Below are 20,798 nucleotides of genomic sequence, written 5' to 3'. Positions count from 1 at the left end.
TGGCTGTACTAACTGTAAGAGGCGTCTAACCGAGCGACGCATGTGGCAAGCGGTCGTCTCACCCGTGCTGTGCCGGTGAGACGCCGGCGAATCAAAAATTTGAATGGGCACCCTCGAGTCTAGTCACCACGACCGACTATTAATAGCTTGACGGATGCGATCTGGAACGCTGTACTCACGACGCGCTAGCGCGGTGGAATCCAACGGCTTGCCCGTCTTGGCGTTCGGCTTCCGAGAGCGCAATCCCAAACCGGCGACTGGCGCCCCGCGGCTAATGGGGTGTCATTACGGCACGCACTACGCCTGGGCCGTGACCTGGCGGAGCTGCTCGCGCAGCCAGTCGGCCGGGAATAGGCAGAAGGCGTACTCGCGGGACTCGAGCACGGCGGTGGTGCGGAGCAGTTCGGTGGTTCGCTCTTGCTCGACGAGCAGCTCGGCGCGGCGGGGCTCGACGAACGGCTGCAGGGCGGCGTTGGCCGACTCGATGGCGTGGTGCCGCTCGGCGGCATTGGCGGGGGTCTTGTCGGTTTGGACCCAGCGGCGTTTGGCGTCGATGTGCGCCGCAGCGTTAGACGGAGGCGACTCGAGGTGACGCTCGGGGTGGTACTGGAGCGCGCGGAGCTCGGCGGCGATCTCGCGGGGGCGGTCGCGGCTGATCCGCGGGGCGTGCGGGATCGGCAGCTGCAGCGTGGCGGTCGCGGTGGCGTGCGGCGGGGGGGCGAAGCCGAAGTACAGCTCGGCCGCCCGGTCGGCGACCTGGTCGTACTTCGCGCCGCCGATGCCGTGGATGAAGACGTCGGCCAAGAGCAGCCGGGCGAACACTGTCGTGACCAGCGCGCGGGAGCGGATCTTGACGCCGTGCTGGAAGCGGAGCTCGGCCAGTCGGGCGGCGCCGGAGTCGAAGTTGGCCGCGTCGGCGATCGGCCACTCGCCGCCTAACAGGTCGGAGAGCACGAGGCGGCCCGAGTCGCGGCGGGCGAACAGCGGGCGGCGCTCGGGCTGGTCGTCGGTCCAGACCCAGAAGGGCGCCTCGAGCCAGCCGTCGCGCTGGTGCAGGTCGGGGATCGGCTGGGCCGGCGTGCGGATCTTGTGGGCGGTGCGGTACTCGGCCAGCGCCTGGTTGTGGGCGCGGTGGAAATCGTCGAGGCGGAGCAGAATGTCCAGTGCGAACCAGCGAAACGGCGAAGCGTCGCACACCGAGCTGATCGGAGCCTCGCTGTGGGCGAGCCCCCAGTCGAGCTCGAGCGCGTGCCGCGCGACGCCGATCGCCGCGCCGAGCGGCTGCCCCTCGGCGACCGCCGCGACGACCCGGGGCCACAGCCCGGTGACCAGCGGCTGGTCGATCAGCCCGGCCAGCGCCTCGCCGACCCGGTCGGGGAACGACTCGAGCACCGACCGGTCGAGCACGCCGCGCTGCTCGAAGGGCAGGGGGGTCGAAGCGGCGTCGAACGCGACCGCGTCGACCCGGGGAGAGGTCGCCCCGCCGGTGGGGACGCTAATGCTCGGCGCGCGGCACAGGTCGGAGTCGATGACCAGGTTTACCGCCCGGCCCGCGGATTCCCGAGCCAGCCGGTCGAGCACGAAATTCTTGAACCAGACACCCGGGTGGAACAGCTCGGGCTGGTGGCCCGACATGATCAGCGGCCGCTCGAGCGCGTCGGTCACCGTCGCGCCGGTAGCGGCGTGCAGCAGGCTGGAGCGGGCCGCGGCGCGGAGCTCGACGAGCGGCGTGCCGCCGAAGTCATACGGCAGCCCGGCGGCCAGCTGACGGTTGGCTTCCACGAGCGGCAGGAGCTCGTCCCAGCCTGGGTCGACCAGCGACTGCCCCTGACCGCGCGGCGCGCGGAACTGTCGGAACGCCGAACGATCGACCCCAGCCACCTACTTGTCCTGGGAAAGGCACGGGTCGAGCGACAGCGGGGCCGGGTCGTGCGACACGCCCGGCGCCAGGGGAGAAGGGAGCTTGGCGACCGCGCGGTCGACCACCTCACGGTAGTAGGCCAGGCGTTTCTCGGACTGGTCGAGGGCTCCGCCGAAGCTGCGCTTCTCGTCGAGGTAGATGAGCGGCACGGGGACCTCGGTGATCCGCAGGTTGGCGTGCACCGCCTGCACCCACAGCTCGAGCGGCATCGCGTAGCCTTCCTCGGTGAGGTTGAGCTTCTTCAGGGCGTCGACGCGGTACGCCTTGAAGCCACAGAAGGCGTCGGTCAGCTCGAGGCCAAGGCGCTCGTTGAGCTCCTCGGTGATTTGTCGGTTGATCCGCCGCCGGTCGGTCGGGGCGGTGCTGGCGGTCGCCTCGTCGAGCTCGAGGTAGCGGCTACCCGAAGCGATGTCGGCGTGGCGGCAGGCGTCGAACAGCTCGGAGATCCGCTGCGGCTCGTGCTGGCCGTCGCAGTCGATGGTGACGACGACCAGGTAGTCGTGCTTGATGGCGTAGTCGAAGGCCGTCCTGAGGGCCGCGCCGTAACCCCTGTTCACCGAATGAGTTTCGACATAGATGTCGGTTCGTTTGTCAAGGCACTCGCCGACCCCGTCGGTCGAACCATCGTCGACGACCAGCACGTCCTTGGCGTACCGCTGGACCTCGTCCAGCACGGCGGTCAGGTGGGCGCGCTCATTGTAGACGGGCAGCGCGGTCAGGCAGCGGGAGCGCGAGTTCATAGGCGGATCGGGTTGCCCCGTGGGCAGGGTTTTGGTCGCGGTTTCGGCGGGCGGCGGGTGGTGAGTCCCTCTCGGTTGCCCCCGCGGGCTGGGGTCGCGTCTGGCGACGTTACATCATAGACAACTGCCTACCAGGAGGCGAATCGCTGGCCACCCGGCGGCGAATCGCTGGAGTCGCGGAGGCGGCGGTAGCGTGCTGCGGGAATTAAACCGAATTCCGCGCAGATTGGCTCGCTTTTGCGGTTCAATCCCGGAAGAGGGCGTGTTAAACTCCGGCGTGAAAGAGTGTTGTAGCAAATACGCCAGCTTGGCAACCCGGCAGAGAGGGATTGGCCAGGCTGTCCCGCGGCGTTTTTGTAGACCGGCCCTCTTGAATGCCACAGTTGAATGCCACAGCGTTTTGCCGGGCGTGTTGCCCGACTCGCTTGACGCCCCTATCTAGTTTGCGCGCTCGGCGGCGCCCGCGTGCCCCGACGTCTCAGGTCCTACTGACGTGGACTTCCAGCTCAGTCTTTCGAGTGAGAGCGTCGGCGCTACCCAGCCCGACCCCCCCTTAGCAACCACGCCCGACGAGCCTCTCGCGAACGTGCTGGGGCTGCTACGCGCCCAGAAGCAGGCGGCGGTGATGATCTGCGAGGGCCCCCAGCTGGTGGGCATCTTCACCGAGCGTGATGCGCTGAAGCTGCTAGCAGCCGGCTCGGACCTGTCGGCGCCGGTCTCGTCGGCCATGTCGACCGACCTGATGACAATCGCCAAGGACACCACGGTCGGCGCCGCGATCCGGCTGATGTCCGAGGGCGGCTACCGGCACCTGCCGGTGGTCGACGGCGACCGCTCGCCATCGGGGGTTGTCGCGGTCCGCGGGATCGTCCACTACCTGGTCGAGCATTTCCCAGACGCGGTCTACACGCAGTCGCCCTCCGGCGACCGCCCCCACGCCGAGCGGGAAGGCGCCTGACCCCCGGCCGAACCCGCCATGTTGCCACCCATTGGCTCAACTCCCGCCGAGCCGCCCCAACCACTGCCGCCCGCCGCCGCAACCCTACCCATCCCTTGAGCGCCGACGGCCGTCCGAGCTCCCCTCTCTTATTACGCCGGGCCAAGAAACGCCCGGCAACACAAGGAATCAACGTTTACGATGGCGACCGCAACAGAGAAGCACGTAGAAAACCTCGACGAAGCCACGGTTCGTTTCTGCGGCGACTCCGGTGACGGCATGCAGCTGGCCGGCACCCAGTTCACCAACACGTCGGCCCTGGCGGGCAACGACGTCGCGACGTTCCCCGACTTCCCCGCCGAGATCCGCGCCCCCCGCGGCACCAAGGCCGGCGTCTCTGGGTTCCAGATCCACTTCTCGAGCAAGGACATCTACACCCCCGGCGACACGGTCGACGCCCTGGTGGCGATGAACCCCGCGGCGCTGATCACCAACCTGGACGACCTGCGGCCCGGCGGCATCCTGATCGTCAACACCGACAACTTCGACAAGAAGGGCCTCGAGCAGGCGGGCTACGAGGGCAACCCGCTGGAAGACCCCGAGCTGGAGGAGAAGTACAAGGTCCACCAGATGGACATGACCAAGCTCACCCGCTCCGCGGTGGACGGCTTGGGGCTGAGCGTCAAAGAGGCCGACCGCTGCAAGAACTTCTTCGCGATGGGCCTGGTCTTCTGGCTGTACGACCGCTCGCTCGATCCGACCCTGCGGTTCATCGACGCCAAGTTCGGCAAGAAGCCCGAGATCGCCCAGGCGAACGTCGCGGCCCTGAAGGCCGGCTACCACTACGGCGACACCGTCGAGGGCTGGAACACCCAGTACCTGGTTGAGAAGGCCAAGCTGCCGCCGGGCCGCTACCGCAACATGATGGGCAACCAGGCCCTGGCCTGGGGCCTGGTCACCTCGGCCAAGCTGTCGCACAAGCGGCTGTTCCTCGGCGCGTACCCGATCACCCCGGCGAGCGACATCCTGCACGAGCTGGCCAAGCACAAGCACTTCGACGTGCTCACCTTCCAGGCCGAGGACGAGATCGCCGCGGTCACCTCGACCATCGGCGCCGCCTTCGCCGGCGAGATGGCGGTCACCGCGAGCAGCGGCCCCGGCATCGCGCTCAAGGGCGAGGGCCTGGGCCTGGCGGTCATCACCGAGCTGCCGATGATCGTCATCAACGTGCAGCGCGGCGGCCCCTCGACCGGCCTGCCCACCAAGACCGAGCAGTCCGACCTGCTGCAGGCGATGTACGGTCGCAACGGCGAGTGCCCGATGCCGGTGATCGCCGCCAGCAGCCCCTCCGACTGCTTCGACGCCATCCAAGAGGCGTGGCGGATCGCGGTTGAGTACATGACCCCGGTGTTCTTCCTGACCGACGGTTACATCGCCAACGGCAGCGAGCCGTGGCGGATCCCGGACGTTTCGGAGCTCAACAAGGTGCGGGTCAAGCACCCCGACCCGATGCCGGACTCCAACGACGAGGGCGCCCCCAAGTTCATGCCCTACGCCCGCGACGAGAAGCTGGCCCGCCCGTGGGCGGTGCCCGGCACGCCGACGCTCGAGCACCGCATCGGCGGCCTCGAGAAGCAGGACGGCAGCGGCAACGTCAGCTACGACCCTGCCAACCACGAGCACATGATCCACACCCGGGCGGCCAAGATCGCCGGGATCGCCAACGGCATCCCCGAGCAGGCGGTCGACGGCCCCGACAGCGGCGACCTGCTGGTCGTCAGCTGGGGCGGCCCCTACGGCGCCTGCGCCACGGCCGTGCACCGCGCCCAGGCGAAGGGCCTCAAGGTGAGCCACGCCCACCTGCGGTACCTCAACCCGTTCCCGCGGAATCTCGCCGAACTGCTCGGACGCTTCAAGAAGGTGCTGGTCCCCGAGATCAACTGCGGCCAGCTCCAGATGATCCTGCGGGCCGAGTTCCTGATCGACGCCATCCCGTACAACCGCGTCCAGGGAAAACCGTTTGCCGTGCACGAGCTGCTTGAGAAGATAGAAGAGTGCGTGGCTTCGTAGGCCCCGCCACGAGCCCCGCCACGAGCGCCGCCTCCCGACCTCCGCAAACAAGACCAACAAACTTACATCTCGCATCGAAGCCCCCGCCTGGCGACTACCTCGCCGGGGCCAGCTGCACGAAGGTTTCCCATGTCCGTCGACCTGCCGCTCCCCGTCCTGACCCCCAACGACTTCGCCAGCGACCAGGACGTCCGCTGGTGCCCCGGCTGTGGTGACTACTCCATCCTCGCGCAGATGAAGAAGGTCATGCCGACCCTCGGCCTGCCGCGCGAAAAGATCGTGTTCATCAGCGGCATCGGCTGCAGCAGCCGATTCCCGTACTACATGAACACCTACGGCATGCACAGCATCCACGGCCGCGCCCCCGCCGTGGCGACCGGCCTCAAGACCTGCCGGCCCGACCTGCAGGTTTGGGTCATCACCGGCGACGGCGACGGCCTGTCCATCGGCGGCAACCACCTGATGCACGCCATCCGCCGCAACATGGACCTCAACATCGTGCTGTTCAACAACCGGATCTACGGGCTCACCAAGGGGCAGTACTCGCCCACCTCGCCCGCCGGCAAGAAGACCAAGAGCACGCCGATGGGCTCCATCGACAACCCGCTGCACCCGCTGTCGATCGCGATCGGCGCCGAGGCCACCTTCGTCGCCCGCAGCATCGACACCAACATCAAGCACCTGGCCGAGACCCTCAAGCGGGCCGCCGACCACCGCGGCACCGCGTTCGTTGAGGTCTACCAGAACTGCAACGTCTTTAACGACGGCGCCTGGAGCTACGCCAAGGACCGCAACACCAAGGCCGAGACCACCCTCGAGCTCGAGCACGGCAAGCCCCTCATCTTCGGCAAGGACCGTGACAAGGGCGTCCGCCTCAACGGCCTCGAGCCGGAGGTCGTGGCGCTCGGCGGCGGCATCGCCGAGGACGACCTGCTCTTCCACGACGAGCGCTCGCCCGAGCCGAGCCTCGCCTACCTCCTCAGCCGCATGCGGTACGAGGACGGCTTCCCCGAGCCGATCGGCGTGTTCCGCGCGGTCGAGAAGCCCAAGTACGACGACATGATCAACGACCAGATCGAAGAGGCCACCAAGATGCACGGCATCGGCGACCTCGAGAAGCTCTACAACGCCGGCGAGACCTGGGAGGTCGAGTAGGCCCCGCCCGTGTCGCCGCCCGCTCGTTTGCCCCGTCCCCAAACTCGGCAGTTAGCCATGCTTATCCCTTGCCCCGCCTGCGGCGCCGAGAACATCGAGGGCGCCGACGCGTGCGAGTCGTGCGGGGCGCCGCTCGCCGAGCTCTCGGTCCGGGCGCCGCAGTCGTCGGTCGAGGCCAGCCTGCTGGACGACTCGGTCGACCGGCTCGACGTGCGGATGCACGGCAGCGTCTCGCCCGAGGCGTCGGTCGGCGAGGTGCTGCAGATGATGGTCGACATGTCGGTCGGCTGCGTGACGATCGTCGACAAGCAGGGCCGCCTGGCCGGCATCTTCAGCGAGCGCGACGCCGTGACCCGCTTGGGCGCAGACGCGGTCGATCGCCGCACCCAGCCGATCATGAAGTACATGACCCCCAACCCGGTGACTGTCGACCAGCACTGCCGCATCGCGTTCGCGTTGCAGCAGATGGACACCGGCGGCTACCGCCACCTGCCGGTGCTCGACCGCGAGGGCCGGCCGGTGATGCTGGTCTCGATCCGCGACATCCTCCGCTACCTTGCCGACCGGGTCGGCGCCTCCGGCTAGCTCGCGCGCCGCGGCCGCATGCCGAACCCCTACCAGAGCCCGCAGGCCGACAACCGATCGGCCGCTCTTCCACCGCCGGGATTGCTCTGCACCAGGTGCGGCGAGCAGGCGCTGACCGCCCGCCAGAAGGCCGCTGTACCCCCCCTCAGCGTCGCCCAGTGCAACGCTTGCGGCGGGGCCGTTGCCCTCACCTGGCGTGACACGTTGTTCTACGGGCTTACTCCTTTCCTTGCCGGCTATCTCATTGGCTCGATCCCGCTCGCCGCGTGGATGCTCTGGCTGTCGAAGGCGGGGGGTCTCCGACTCGCACCCGGCTGGCACGAGTGGCAGCTGCAGTGGAGGCTAACAGTCAACATTGCGGGCGTCGCGTGCCAGTTTGTCGGCCTGGCAGGCGGCTTCTTCTGGTCCCACAGGGCGATGGTACGAAGGGCCCGTCTGATCGCGAAATAGCCCGCAGTTGCCCGGCCGCCGGGCGACGACGGACTCTCCAGGGCTTCTCCTTTTCCAGACCAGCTCCTCCTCTACGCCGCAATGCGCTCCCTGTGCACCGTGGTAAGCGCGCCGACTGTGCGGTTCCGCACGACGCAGAAAGCGGCCCCCTTGATCGCCATTTTCGATTCGCCGGAATCCGTCGACGACGGTCAATCTGGAGGTCGTTTGTCGCCGTTGGCACGCCCGTTGCTTTAAGAGGAAAGTGCGTGGCGTTCGCCCAACGTGGGACTGAACGGCTGGCTCCTCTAGGAGCACGACACTACGGCACAGCCGTGAAGCATCGCTACGCTAATCAATAACAACGCCCCCGTAGCGCGGGCCCAGTGTGATACGCAGCGGTCGTCTCTTCTCCGCACGGCCGCGGCTTGGTGAAGGTTGTTTGCGTGACGCAACCGACACCTGAGTAATGGTTGTTTCGTGAGGTGAGGCTCGAAACAGCCGATGGGCCCGCGTGGGGGCGCTTCTTTGCGCTCTCGCGGATTGCTTGAATGCTTGATGGCGTTTGGTGTTGGACGGCCTGGCGGCCGACGTTGCCGACGCCGACCGTGTTCGTGCCGACGCGTCACCGGACGTCCTGCTGGATGAACTGCCGCAGGTACGTGTGGCTCTGCCGCAGCGCCGCCTTGCGGTTCTCGAGCGAGCCCTCGTACGAGCGGTCCTCGACCTCCACGCAGATCGGCCCGGCGTAGCCGATGTCGCCCAGCGTGCCGAAGAACCCACCCCAGTCGATGTCCCCCAGGCCCGGCAGTTTCGGCGAGTGGTATTCGTTCGGGTGCGCGAACATCCCGACCTCGTCGAGCCGGTCGCGGTGCAGGCGGACGTCCTTGGCGTGCAGGTGGAACAGCTTGCTGGTGAACTGCGTCAGCGGCTTCAGGTAGTCCATCTGCTGGAACGCCAGGTGCGAGGGGTCGTAGTTCAGGCCGAACGAGTCGCTAGGGATATCCGCGAACATCCGCCGCCACTGCCGCGGCGCGTTGGCCAGGTTCTTGCCGCCCGGCCACTCGTCCGCCGTGAACAGCATCGGGCAGTTCTCGATCCCGACCCGCACGCCCGCCTGCTCGGCGTGGGCGATGATCGGCCGCCAGACGTCGAGGAACCTGGGCCAGTTGTCGTCGACCGATCGAGTCCAGTCGCGGCCGACAAACGAGTTGACCCGCGTCACCCCCAGCGTGTGCGCCGCGTCGATCACCCGCCGCAGGTGCAGGGCGCTCGCACGGGCGGACTCCTCGTCGGGGTCGAGCGGGTTCGAGTAGTAGCCCAGCCCGCTGATCGACAGCCCGCGGCTATCGAACAGGTCGAGCACCCGCTGCCCGCCGCCGCCCTCGACCTGCGCGAAGTCAAGGTGCGCGATGCCCGAGTACCGCCGGTCCGCCTGGCCGCTCGGCCAGCACATCACCTCGACGCACGAGTAGCCGATGTCGGCCGCGACGTCCGCCACCTGCTCGAGCGACAGCTCCGGCAGGATCGCGCTCATGAAACCTAGCTGCATCGCCCCGTCCTCCGAATGGATGGCCCCTTGGATCCCCGACACTTGGATCCCCGACACTTGGCGGCGGAGTTTTGTCCCCTGCTACCGCACCTATTTATAGGGACAAAAGTCCGGCCCGTTTTCGCGCGCCGGATTTTGCAACCGCTTAAACAGCCGTCACTTGCGGCGGCCGCTAGACTCAGGCGGGTCCGACTTCTGTCCCTTCTTGCGCACTCGAGCGGACAAAACCCCCCGGCGTACACGTTCGATCGCACCGCCATAACCGGCCCCGCTCGGCGCCCAGAGACTCCCCAGCGCAGACCCTATTGGACCACGGTGCGTGGCGCTTTTCTACCAGGGAATGGGAAAGGGGTGGCGGAGAACGCCTGTGCAGGGGCGCCGGTTCGACAACGCTTCGCGTTCGCAGACGGCGTGCGTTTCAGTGAGTAGAGGCTGCGATTAGGGAGCCCCGCTAGCCGTCTCCCAGCCTGAGCCCGCTGGGGAGTGACTCGCCGAAGACGAAGTCACGCTCCTGATGCTCGAGGCTGCCGCTTGCTAGAACCAGTTGGACAAAGTGATCCGGCGCGGCGCGTCTCTCTAGCCATCCGACCACGCGTTCACGCAGTCCGTCGTCGATGTCGCGGTGGCGGTCGTCGGTGCGGCGGGCCAGTTGCATGGCGGTGACCGTCGCGGCCTCGGGCGGGGCGTCCCAGTCGAGCAGCCACCGGACCCACCGCTCCGCGTCGTCCACGGGGACGAGCGTGTTCAGCGGCCCGTAGAGCGGCACGCGCTGCCCAATCCGACCGAGCGCCCAGAGCATCTCGGGTAAGCGTTTCTCAAGCTTTCGCTTCGGCAGCAGTTCGACAATGGTCTCGCCGAGTTCGATCTTCGCTTCCACCGGCAGGAGCTCCAGCCCGCCCAACAGCCGCCAGACCTCGGCCGACTGCGATGGGTCGAGCGCCACGGGGGCGGTCGCCTTGCCGCCCTGGAACCGTCGCCTCAGAGCGCGGACGTCCGCGAGCAGCGACTCCGCAAGCCCCAACTGCTGCCCGCGACTCAGCCCGCCGGCGACACGCCGCCACAGCACAAACACTTCCGGCCGCGAAGTGGGGAACGCGATCTTGCCGTGCAGGGTGCGCCACGTTTCGGAGACCCGCCAGTCGTCCACCGCAAACCCAAAGCCAGGACGCAGCGCGTAGCCGGCCAGGTTGAGCCAGCGCGACTCGTGCGCCGGCGACTTCCGCCGCCCCGGCTCGAGCTCCATCAGCATCTCCCACAGGCCGCGAAGCACCGAAGTCGGCCACTCGGGCTTGGGGCCGCCGATCGCCTGAGCGAGCTCCTTCATCAGCTGCGACGGCTTCTCACCGCCCTGCTTGCCGAACACCCGTTCGATTGATTCCCGGCAGGCATCCAGCGTGGCGTCGTCGACCATGCCTTCCTGCTCGCCCTGCGACTCGTGCGGCGCGAGGTCGGTCTGCGTAGTCGAGCGGACGTCGAACTGCAGCCGCCAGCTCCGCTTGGCGTCGATCTCGTGGCACGAGAGCTCTAGCACGCCGACCTCCGAGAGGTGCGAGTGCAGCCGGACGGTTGCGGTCTGCGGTTCGCCCTTCTTGCGGGTGTGCAGCACCGTGCGGATCGGCGGCAGTGGCGTCAGCTCGGCGTGGTCGATGTCAATCAGCGCCCCGGGCGGGTCGACCAGCCGCGTGCTCGACACGTACAGCGGAAACTCGACCGGCTCGGCCAGCGCCAGCTGAAAGTCGAGGTTGCTGACCTCGAAGTCTTGCCCTTCGGTGGCGTTGCCGGGCGCCAGACAGACTGCGCGGGGCGGATGCCCCCCGATGCCGACGTAGTAGCTGCGTGCCAGCGACGCCTTGATGCCGACGCCCTCGCCGCGCCGCACCATGCCGTAGTACGCGGCTCCCTGCGAGACCGCGAGGTCGAGCCGCTCGTTCTCCAGCACAAGCGGACGCCAGGCGTCGTCGTCGCTGGGGAACCAAGACGAAAGCACGTCGAGGAGCCGCTCACGCAACACCGGGGACGCAAAGAACCCGCCGTTCAGCAGCACGATGTCCGGCCGCGCGGGGTCGGGCAGGCCCCGCGCCTGCCAGTCCTCCGCGGGCTGCTCGTCGCCGGTGTGGCGGTGCGCTGTGAGGAACGCCGCCAGGTACCGCGTGATAGCCGGGTCGGCCGCGTAGGGCAGCCCCAGCTCCTGGAAGCCCGAGCGGCGCCGCGACGGCTGATCGGTCAGATCCACCCGCGGCAAGAAGCCGTCGACCAACACCTGGCGGGCCTCGGCCAGACCTACTTCGGCCTGCACGGCGGAGCCGATCAGCTTGGCTCCCGACGCGGGCACGTTGACGGTGACCGACTCCGGCGGCCGCTCGCCCAGCAGGGTTTCCTTGACGCGTTGCGCGGCGCGGAGAAGCACCTCCCATTGGCGGGCCGGCAACTTGCCGCCGGGCGTCAGCTTCTGCTCGACGTGCCGCGCCAAAGCGAGGTCCAGGTTGTCGCCCCCCAGGATCAGGTGGTTGCCGACCGCCACGCGGTGGAACTGCAGATCGTCGGAGTCGGGCTTACGGCCCACGCGGATCAGCGTGAAGTCGGACGTGCCGCCGCCGATATCGCAGACCAGCACCTTCTGCCCGGCCGACGCGTGCTCGCGCCAGTCGGCGCCGTGGCGGTAGACCCAGGCGTAGAACGCGGCCTGCGGTTCTTCTAGCAGCACCACCCGCGGCAGCTTGGCCCGCTTGGCCGCGGCGACCGTCAGCTCACGCGCCACCTCGTCGAACGATGCGGGCAGGGTGACGACGACTTCTTGTTCGGCTAGCGGGTAACCCGGGAAGGCCGCGTTCCACGCGTCGTGCAGGTGCCCGAGGAAGCGGGCGGAGGCTTCAACCGGCGACAGCCGCTCGACGTCGACGTCGCTCTGCCACGGAAGCAGATCGGCCGTGCGGTCCACCCCAGAGTGCGACAGCCAGCTCTTAGCCGACGTGATCACCCGCCCCGGCTTGGCCGCGCCCTCGTCACGCGCGAACACGCCGACCGCTACGCCGGGCTGCGCGTCGCCCCACGGCAGCTTGAGCGAGCCCGACTCGGCCTCGGTGTCGGTCGCCTGGTAGTGGGCCGACGGCAGGGTCTCGCGCGCGTCGACCTCAAACGGCGCCACGACCTGCGGCGCCGAGAACGCACGCACCCGCCAGGGCGTCTCTTTGGTGTCGACGTAGGCGACCGCGGAGTTCGATGTGCCGAGGTCGATGCCCACCACGTACCGACTCGGCGAGTCGTCTGCGGCCGCTGCGTGCTGTGCGTTGCCGCTCACTCTGGCGTTCCGTCCTGCGCGTCGTCGCGGATGCTGAATTCGAGCTTCCACCGCCGGTCGGAGTTTGTGCTGACGCACCACAGCTCGAAGACGCCCAGTTCGGTGATGCGGGTCTCAAACCGCACCGGCACGTAGGCCTCTTCCTCCTCGACGCTGGCCTCGAGCGCGGTCTCTAGCGAGTCGGTTTCGGCCAGCTCGTCTTCGTCGATGTCGGGCAGCACCTCGCCCGGCTGGTCCTGCTGGCGGACCGCGGAGCTGAAGAAGCGGAAGTGCGCCGGCTCGCCGAGGACCAGCCCGATCTCGCCAGAGGGCACGTCGGCGGACGTCCCCTCTTCCATGCCGAACGGCGCCACGCACAGCGCGCGGAGCGGGCGGGGCATGCCGGGGATCGCAAGGCCGGCGGTCTCGATGCCGACGTAGTACGAGCGGGCCGTGCCGCCGCGGATGCGGATGCCGCCCCGCTGCTTGGTCCAGCCGTAGAACGCGGCGCCACGCGCAACCGCGTTGTCGAGGTCCCGCTGGCCGGGCAGTTCCTGAAGCGGCGCGCCCTCGGGCGACCAGCCGCCGATCGTGTCCAGCACGCGCGTCCTCAGCATGTCCCCCTTGAACACGCCGCCGTTGAAGAGCACGTGGGTGGGGAACGCCGCCCGCGTCTGGTCGTCGCCGTGGGCGGAGAGGAACGCGGCCAGGTGACGCGTGATCGCGACGTCCGACTCGAACGGCAGGCCAATTTCCTGAAAGCCCGACGCACGCTGCCGCTGCGGCTTGTCGCCCAGGCCGCAGCCCGGGAAAAACCCGTCCGCGAGCAGCCGGACCGCGTCCTCGCGCGACACGTCCACGGAGACCGTGCCGCCGATCAGCTTGCTGCCCCGGCCCAGCACCGAGATGCGGTGGGTGTCGGGCGCATGGTCGCCCAGCAGCGTCTCCTTCGCGTCACGGCACGAGTGCCACAGCGAGACCGACTGCCAGGCGTTGAGCTTCACGCCCTGCTGCTTGAACAGGCCCGCGACGCTGTGGGCGAGCGTGAGGTCCATGTTGTCGCCGCCCACCAGCAGGTGGTCGCCCACCGCGAGCCGCCGCAGCTCCAGCTCGCCGGCGTCTTCCGCGACGTCGATCAGCGTGAGGTCGGTTGTGCCGCCACCGATATCGCAGACCAGCAACCGATCGCCCGCGGCGAGGTCTTTGCGCCACTGGTCGCCGCGTTCGGCGAGCCAGGCGTAGACCGCCGCCTGGGGCTCTTCGAGCAGCACCAGGTCGTCCGGAAGGCCGGCCGCGATCGCGGCCTCGCGCGTCAGCTCGCGTGCGGCGGCGTCGAACGAGGCCGGCACGGTGAGGATCACGCTCTGCTCGGCGATCGGCGCGTCGGGCATCTGCGTGTTCCAGCACGCCACGAGGTGCTCCAGGTACGCCTGCGAAGCGGCCACCGGCGAGACCTTGTCGACCTCTGGCGGCGCGCCGTACGGCAGGATGGCCTGCCGGCGGTCTACCCGGCTGTGGCACAACCAAGACTTGGCCGCCGCGACCGTTCGCTCGGGCATCTCGGCGCCCTGCCGGCGGGCGAAGTCGCCAACGGCGAAACCCCGCCCCGTGGCCCACGGCAGGTCGAGCGCGCCCGACTTTGCCTCGTGCTCCGGCGCGAGGTACTGGAACGACGGCAGCGCGGTCCGGTCCTCCAGCGTGCTGGCCGCGACCAGCTGGGGGATCTTCAGCAGCTTGACTTCGGGCGCCGGCGCATCGACCTCGGCGTAGGACAACACGCTGTTGGTCGTGCCCAGGTCAATCCCTACGGCGTACTTGGCGTTCATAGGCGGATGGGTTGTCAGGCGATCTCAATTTCAGCGGGCGCGATCACGAGGGCGGCTTCCTCCCCGCCGGTCCACGCGGGCAGGTCGCACCTGGTAGCCTCCCACCCGGCGTGCAGCAGCGCGCCGCTCGCCGGCAGTGGCTTCGATACATTGCCTGTCAGGCGGTAGCGACCCGAGCTGTAGTCGGCGGGGACTTCAAGCGACTCGCCTTCGGGGGAGTCGACCAGCGGCTTCAGCGCGAACATCCTGCGGATGACCTTGCCGCAGTCGGTCAGCACCTCGCGCGTCGCCGCGCCGACCTGGGCGTCGCTGTAGCCGTCCAGCGGCTCGCTGACGATGTCGACAAACCGGGCCTCGCGCTGCAGCGTCGCCAGCAGCGAGATGGCGTCGCTACGCTTCGGCGCCGGCGGGGCGGGCGGGGGCGCAGTCTCCGCGGCGGGCGCACGCTGGGGCGGCTGTTCCTCTGCGGCTGGCGAGGACAGGAGCTGCACGCGTTCTGCAAACGCCCCGTTGAACAACACCCCAAAAAAACACCTAACGGCGAGTAGCAATCGCATGCTTCGCTCATCCCATGGATCGGATTCGTAGTACTCCCAGCGACGCGGCCACTCACGGCCCCTGAGGGCCGCCCGCGATCACGTAGGATATACTGCATTGCTTGGTCCCCAACAGTGGCCGACGAGTTCTCGAGGGGTTTTGGAGGGGGCCGACGACTGAGCCAATCTGCGGGATTTTCGCCGCGAGCCGGGGAGATTGTGCGGGGCTCGCGATTCTCAAGCTCGTTGACGAACGTGCCTCCCTGGCAACGCGGCCGGAATCCTCTCGCTCAGCGTAGGCGCCGGCGAACTCGCCGCAGGGCGATCTGCGTCAACCTGGAACGCACTGCCGGTGGCAGACGCTTCTTTCCCCAAGCCGGTCGACGGGGCTGCCTCTTTGGGTAAGCTGTCCGGGAGCGAACGACTCCCAACCACGAGGCGCCCCCTGGACGCCCGCCACCAGGACCCGCTGGCTCGTGGACTGGTGGCTCGACTTCCGCCGTGATCTGTGGACCTCCCAGCAGCCCGAGAACCGCAGCCCGATCCTGTGGGGCGTGGGGATGCTGTTCGTGATCCTGCGACGGCTCTCGCTGCTGGAGTACCCGAACCACTTCTTCTTCGCCCCGGGCCGCATCCCGGCCTGGTTCGTCGACGGCTACATCCTGGTCTGGTTGGCCGGGTTGGGGGCCGTGTCGTTCGCCCTCGACACCGAGGCCTACCGGGCGGCCGACTTCTCGCTCGGCTGGACCCTCTTGGCGTGGTTTTGTGCGCTGCAGGTCGTGCAGGTGAACGTGCACCGCAACATGTGGCGCCGCATCACCCACCGCGACGGCGGCCTGCCCCGGATCTACGGCCGCAACCTGGTGAACGCCCTGATCGGCTTCGCGACCATGAACTGGCTGTTCGGCCTGGTCTACTGGCTCGAGCGGTCGCGGCTCGACCCCGAGCCGACCTCGGTGCTGCACGCCATCTGCAGCGCGTTCATCTCCGGCACCACGCTCGGCTACAGCGATATCCACCCCGCGGCCGGCGATCCCCTGACCGGCGGGCCCGCGCCGCTGATGCTGGGCATCGCCATCTCGCACACGCTGCTGAGCCTGGTGATGATCGCCGTGGCGATCGGCGCCACGGTCACCACGATCGAGCCGAAGGGCCAGCTCGCTGACTGAGGCCCGTCGGCCCGGCCTCGCTTGTTCCTTGGGTATTGGTCCCGTCCGAATTGCCCTGCCGCCCGACTGCCCCGCCAGCCGCGGCCGGATTTTGTCCGCCACTGTTTGCCGCCGCTTCAGGCCCAGCGTCCCGAGAGCCCCGCAAACCACTTCTATCAAACGACTTACAACGCCGCCCCCGCCGCCGCCCTACGCACATAAAGTCCAAAACATCGCGCGGAGGGGACAAAACCCCCGCCCGGACCGCTGCCCTACCGCTGAAACTGTACCAGAGCACCGCTAACCCCGAGCCGATCCCACGCCGCCGGCCGGCCGAGTTTTGTCCCTCAGGAGCGCATCGATTGTTAGCGACAAAAGCCGAGCCCAATCTCAATCGCCCGCTCCCCCAACCCGCTCGCCAGGCGAGACCCACGCCGCCCGCCCGCGCGGACAAAACTGCCCAGCGGCCGACAGGGACCAAACGCGTCGGCCGCTTGACCGAAAGTGAGTCCCCACCTACTTCGCGCAGCGACCCTTATTGGAGCACGGTGGGGTGGGGATTTCTACAAAGAAATGGGGAGGAATACCGAGTCCCAGCGTCCTAATCGCATCGGCACTCGTAATGCCACACACGGGCGCCACTGGCTCTGCCCAGTAGCGTCCGGCGTGCTGCGAAGGAGTGTCGGTCTTGTGCTGTTTCTGTGTCGGGCGAATCAGTGCGAGGCCGCGTGATAAAGTCCGCCCGTCGAGCACGTCGGAAACCCTGGCGCGACATCGTCGTGAATGCGCGCGAAACTCGCAGAGCTCGCCGAGGAAAATGAAGACCGCTGCAAGGTGTCACCTGCTGCAATCCGCGGCGGGCGGTGCAACCACCGGCGGGTTTTTGGGTGACAAAATCACAGCGGTGTCCGGGCTGCCCTCGGGGGGGCGGCCTTGAACATCCTCTCCGGGGCGATCCTCAGAATTCGCTCCACGCCATGACTTCCAGCCCGCTGCTCTCGTCCGCGCGATCCTCGTCGACCGAGGCGGTAAACACTTCGTCTAGCGCGTCCAAGTTGCTGCTGCGCTCGCGGTGCTGGCGGTCCAGCAGCAGCAACAGACTCGCTTGAGCGTGGCCGTCGTCCGTGGGGTTGTCTGTCGTCCAGGATTGTTCGCCGCCGTGCGTGGCGTGGCTGAGCGAGAACGTTGGGGAAGCACTCTTGTTTGGGCCTACTGGATTGCCCAAACCTTCGTCCGTAGCCGTGGCGGTGGCAGCGTTAGAAGAGGTGCGACCGGTTTCTATGCCTGGGTGACTCGGTTCAGTGGCGGGGGCACTCAAAGATTCCCGTAAAGAACAACCGTCGGGCCTGCTTTCGCCGATGGCCAAACTGGAAGTGGCGACAGACGCTGCGTACTGATTGCCAAAGTTCTCTTTCCAAAGCGTGTAGTCGCCGATGTCCACGCCGTTCTGATTATCGCCATGCCCGGCGATCACCGTCTCGTCAGCGGACCCCTTGTTGTCCCGCCACACCGTGTAATCGGCCGCATCCACCTTTCCGTCGTTGTTGAAATCGCCCGGATTGGCAAGCGACACTTGCAGTTCATAGGCGCCCATGTCAGCGCGGCCGCCAACGACCCTCGCGAACCCAGGCCCTCGTTGATCGAACTCGGTCACGAAGTTGCTGGGCCCGGCAACGTAAAGGTCTTCAATCTCATCGGCGTCAAGCGGGCGATCAAAAAAGCGAATTCGATCAACCGCGCCACCCCGTGGCAGACCGAACAGCGGCTCGCTATCGCTGTGCAGCATCGTCAGTAGCCGCGTCGCGCTGGAGTCCCCTTCCTCAGTGAATACACCGACCATGTGGGTGGCGTCAGCCAGCCGTGGAAAATCTCTTTCGAACTGTCCGTCGATGTACAAGCTCAGGGGATTCGTGGCCGTATCGTCGCGAGTTAGCACCAAGTGGTGCCACGTGTCTTCAGCAAGTTGAGTGCCGCCCGTGAAAAAACCGCCATTCGGATTGGCCACGTAGCGGAGTCGCGGGACCGAGCCCGAGCTGCTGTAGACATAGAGCCCTGCAAGAGGATGCGCGTCGGCTCCGAAGTCGATAATTTTCTGATAGTCTTCCGCAAAGAGGAAAGCGTGGAGATCGTCGAACTTGATGAAGAGCTCGAGGGTGTAGTTGTCGGCATTTACCGCCGGGATTTCGGTTTGCAGGCCTTGGTTAAGCAGCATGTTGTAGGCGCCGTTGCTGAACTCGCCGGCGCCGCCCAGATTCGTGAGATCGTCGCCGGCGCCTAAAGAATCGGCAAACGTATCGAGCCGGTAGTCGTACAGCGGCGCGGCAGTCTGCACGGCGCCCGTGTCAATCGCAGGACTTCCCGGCAGCAGGGCATGGGTTTGTGTCGGCCCTCCATTGTCGGCGAGTGGGCCGAGGAGCGGATCAATTAGGCCGACCTCCGCGAGGGTGCCGACGTAGTTGCCATCGGCGTTCGGGGCTCCGCCGGTAAGGTTTACCGAGGTGTTGACGCCGATCAGGCTGTGGCGGACGCTCAGACGGTTTCCGGAGCCAGGCGTGAGATCGTTGGGCTGGGCGGTGGTCGCCGTGTTGCGCAGGTTACCCGCGACGATGGAGTTCTCAATCAGCAATTCGCTGCCTGTGGCGGAACCGCTCGTGTGTATGCCCCCTCCCGCTCCCCCCGAACGATTGCCCGTGACGGTGCTACTGATCACGCGAATCGAACCCGCTCTAATGCCGCCGCCCGTGGACGAATCGCCCCCCGCGGAGTTGCCGCTGACAGTGCTGTTCAATAGCAACAGCGAGCTCGCAAAGATTCCCCCTCCCTCGGATTGCTGGCCGGTCATCGTGTTGCCCGACACCGTGCTGTTAATCAACGTAACGTTGGAGCCCCCGATCCCGCCGCCGTTAGCATACGTCGCGGCTGTCGAGTTGCCGCTAACGGTGCTGTCGATCAAGACGACGTCGAATCCAGCGATCGCTCCGCCCTGTGCAATTCCATCCGGGTCGAGCACATGATTATCGCTGACCGTGGTGCGCAGGAGGCGAATCGGACCTGTCGCGTTAATGCCCGCTCCTACGCCACGTCCGCCGGGTCGCTGGGTGACGTTCCCGCGGATATCGGTGTCGACCACAAACAGTTCACTACTATCGCTTGGAGAGGGACTGACGTAGCGAATCCCGGCCCCCCAAACGCCACCAGCGCTGGTATTGTTCGAGATCGTCGTACGCTCGATGATCGGGTTTTGCACGGAATCCAGATGCAAGCCTCCCACATTTCTAGCGAAGTTATCGTCGACCATGCTATCGGCGAGGAGGAAACTACCAGAGGTTGCGCTAATGCCTCCGCCTAAACCTGTCCCCGAAGTGTTGTTTCCGGCAATCACGCTGAAATGGATGGCGGCGTTCACCCCGCTTGTTAGCAGTCCGCCGCCTACGTGTCGCGCATAATTGTCCGTGACAAACCCCCGCATCAGCGTCAGATCGCCGCCCATCATTCCGATCGCGCCGCCGTCGGAATCTTCTGCGCGGTTGTGTTGCAGAAAACTGTCGGTGATCTCGACCACTGCGTCGAAGATCGCGATTGCACCGCCGAAGGCTTCGGTTCCCAAGGTGCGGTTCTCGAACAACACGCTATCGACGACCTGGATGGCGCCATGCCGCGTAAAAACGCCGCCGCCGGAGGACCCATCGCCCGACGTGCTGTTGTTGCTGATCCTCGCGTCATCGAGCACGACAGCGCCCGACACCGTGAAGATCCCGCCGCCCTCGGCGTTGTCGCCCAGCGTGTGGTTGCTATCAATTGTGCTGCGGGTGACAGTGAGCTGACCGCTGGACAGGAAGCGAATCCCCCCGCCGCTGTGCAAGGTCTCGGGCAGGCCATCGACGACCGCGTTCGATGCGACCGTCACCCCGCCGGTAAGGGTCAATCCCGAAATCGCGAGGTCCGCTGAGCTCTCCGAACCATCGGGGGCGGCAAAGTTGATCACTCGCGAGAACCCGGCGCCTTCGATCGTCAGCTCGCGCTCGCCGGGACCGGTCATCGTCAAAGCATCGGTGACCTGCAACTCGCCAGACGTTAGCGCGATCGTTCCGCTGGCGGCGGCCCCGGAGAATACAATCTCATCGGCGCCCGCCGCCGAGTTTGCCAACGCGACGGCCTCGCGCAGACTACCGCTGCCGGAGTCGTCGAGATTGCTGACCGCAAACACCGCCAACATCCGGCGGTCTTCGAGCGGTTCAAAGCCCAGCCGGCGCTCGCCGGCGCCGGCCGGCTTCCGCGAAGCGTACCTAGGTAAAGCTGGCGGTTGCGTGCGCAGATTGGTCCGTTGCTTGAGGCTCATACCGACTATCCCTTGTCGTCTTCGTGGAGTCTGGCGGCATCAAGAAAAGGGGCGGATCAATCCGGGGGCTTGTGCCTTCAAGAACAATCGTAATCCAGGGCGGCTCCAAACGCCACCAAACCGGGGGGCGCACGAATGCGAAACGCGGGGTTCTGAGCATAAGTCATTCGGTGGGTGGCGCAGTCGCGGAGCAAGAATCGGGCGCCACTGGCTCCGCCCAGTAGCGTCCGGGATAAGTGTACTTAGAAGGTCGTGCAGTCGGAATGTGCGTGAGAGTCCCCTT

Annotated in this window: 13 protein-coding genes; 6 read left to right on the top strand and 7 right to left on the bottom strand. The window is 67.0% G+C overall.

Annotated features, from left to right (window positions below; all coding sequences use genetic code 11):
• Window positions 1-297: 297 nt before the first annotated feature.
• A complete protein-coding gene (locus tag Pla123a_RS23750) occupies window positions 298-1,881 on the bottom strand; it encodes a hypothetical protein (RefSeq protein ID WP_146591734.1) in 1,584 nt (527 codons plus the stop codon).
• A complete protein-coding gene (locus tag Pla123a_RS23745) occupies window positions 1,882-2,661 on the bottom strand; it encodes a glycosyltransferase family 2 protein (RefSeq protein WP_146591732.1) in 780 nt (259 codons plus the stop codon).
• 493 nt (window positions 2,662-3,154) lie between these two features.
• On the opposite strand from Pla123a_RS23745, the gene Pla123a_RS23740 reads away from it, so the two are divergent.
• From Pla123a_RS23740 to Pla123a_RS23720, 5 genes are all read left to right on the top strand, one after another.
• Window positions 3,155-3,619, top strand: coding sequence for a CBS domain-containing protein (locus Pla123a_RS23740; RefSeq protein WP_146591730.1), 465 nt, complete (start codon window positions 3,155-3,157; stop codon window positions 3,617-3,619).
• Window positions 3,620-3,799: 180 nt separating this feature from the next.
• The gene (locus Pla123a_RS23735) at window positions 3,800-5,668 is read left to right on the top strand and encodes a 2-oxoacid:acceptor oxidoreductase subunit alpha (RefSeq protein ID WP_146591728.1); all 1,869 of its coding nucleotides are present in this window, start codon (window positions 3,800-3,802) and stop codon (window positions 5,666-5,668) included.
• Between the two features lie 141 nt (window positions 5,669-5,809).
• The gene (locus Pla123a_RS23730; protein WP_146591820.1) at window positions 5,810-6,823 is read left to right on the top strand and encodes a 2-oxoacid:ferredoxin oxidoreductase subunit beta; all 1,014 of its coding nucleotides are present in this window, start codon (window positions 5,810-5,812) and stop codon (window positions 6,821-6,823) included.
• Window positions 6,824-6,880: 57 nt separating this feature from the next.
• Entirely contained in the window at window positions 6,881-7,408 is a 528-nt protein-coding gene (locus Pla123a_RS23725) for a CBS domain-containing protein (RefSeq protein WP_146591726.1), read from the top strand.
• A gap of 18 nt (window positions 7,409-7,426) precedes the next feature.
• On the top strand, window positions 7,427-7,858 hold the full coding sequence (locus Pla123a_RS23720) for a hypothetical protein (RefSeq protein WP_146591724.1): 432 nt from the start codon (window positions 7,427-7,429) through the stop codon (window positions 7,856-7,858).
• A gap of 604 nt (window positions 7,859-8,462) precedes the next feature.
• On the opposite strand, the gene Pla123a_RS23715 is transcribed toward Pla123a_RS23720, so the two are convergent.
• The 4 genes from Pla123a_RS23715 to Pla123a_RS23700 all read right to left on the bottom strand — a co-directional run bounded on the left by Pla123a_RS23715 (window position 8,463) and on the right by Pla123a_RS23700 (window position 15,049).
• The gene (locus Pla123a_RS23715; protein ID WP_146591722.1) at window positions 8,463-9,389 is read right to left on the bottom strand and encodes a sugar phosphate isomerase/epimerase family protein; all 927 of its coding nucleotides are present in this window, start codon (window positions 9,387-9,389) and stop codon (window positions 8,463-8,465) included.
• 451 nt (window positions 9,390-9,840) lie between these two features.
• Entirely contained in the window at window positions 9,841-12,687 is a 2,847-nt protein-coding gene (locus Pla123a_RS23710; protein WP_197528248.1) for a hsp70 family protein, read from the bottom strand.
• On the bottom strand, window positions 12,684-14,492 hold the full coding sequence (locus Pla123a_RS23705) for an Hsp70 family protein (protein ID WP_146591720.1): 1,809 nt from the start codon (window positions 14,490-14,492) through the stop codon (window positions 12,684-12,686). The genes Pla123a_RS23710 and Pla123a_RS23705 overlap by 4 nt, the downstream gene beginning before the upstream one ends.
• Before the next feature lie 14 nt (window positions 14,493-14,506).
• Window positions 14,507-15,049: a DUF2760 domain-containing protein gene (locus tag Pla123a_RS23700; protein WP_146591718.1), complete on the bottom strand. Its 543-nt coding sequence runs from the start codon at window positions 15,047-15,049 to the stop codon at window positions 14,507-14,509.
• A gap of 455 nt (window positions 15,050-15,504) precedes the next feature.
• On the opposite strand from Pla123a_RS23700, the gene Pla123a_RS23695 reads away from it, so the two are divergent.
• Complete coding sequence (locus Pla123a_RS23695; protein WP_146591716.1) at window positions 15,505-16,197, top strand: hypothetical protein; 693 nt, start codon at window positions 15,505-15,507, stop codon at window positions 16,195-16,197.
• Between the two features lie 937 nt (window positions 16,198-17,134).
• Here the strand turns inward: Pla123a_RS23695 and Pla123a_RS23690 are convergent.
• Window positions 17,135-20,515, bottom strand: a complete 3,381-nt coding sequence (locus Pla123a_RS23690; RefSeq protein ID WP_146591714.1) for a choice-of-anchor Q domain-containing protein — start codon at window positions 20,513-20,515, stop codon at window positions 17,135-17,137.
• Window positions 20,516-20,798: the final 283 nt, after the last annotated feature.

This window comes from Posidoniimonas polymericola (assembly GCF_007859935.1).
GTDB classification, from domain to species: domain Bacteria; phylum Planctomycetota; class Planctomycetia; order Pirellulales; family Lacipirellulaceae; genus Posidoniimonas; species Posidoniimonas polymericola.
This window is presented reverse-complemented; position numbering and strand designations above follow the sequence as displayed.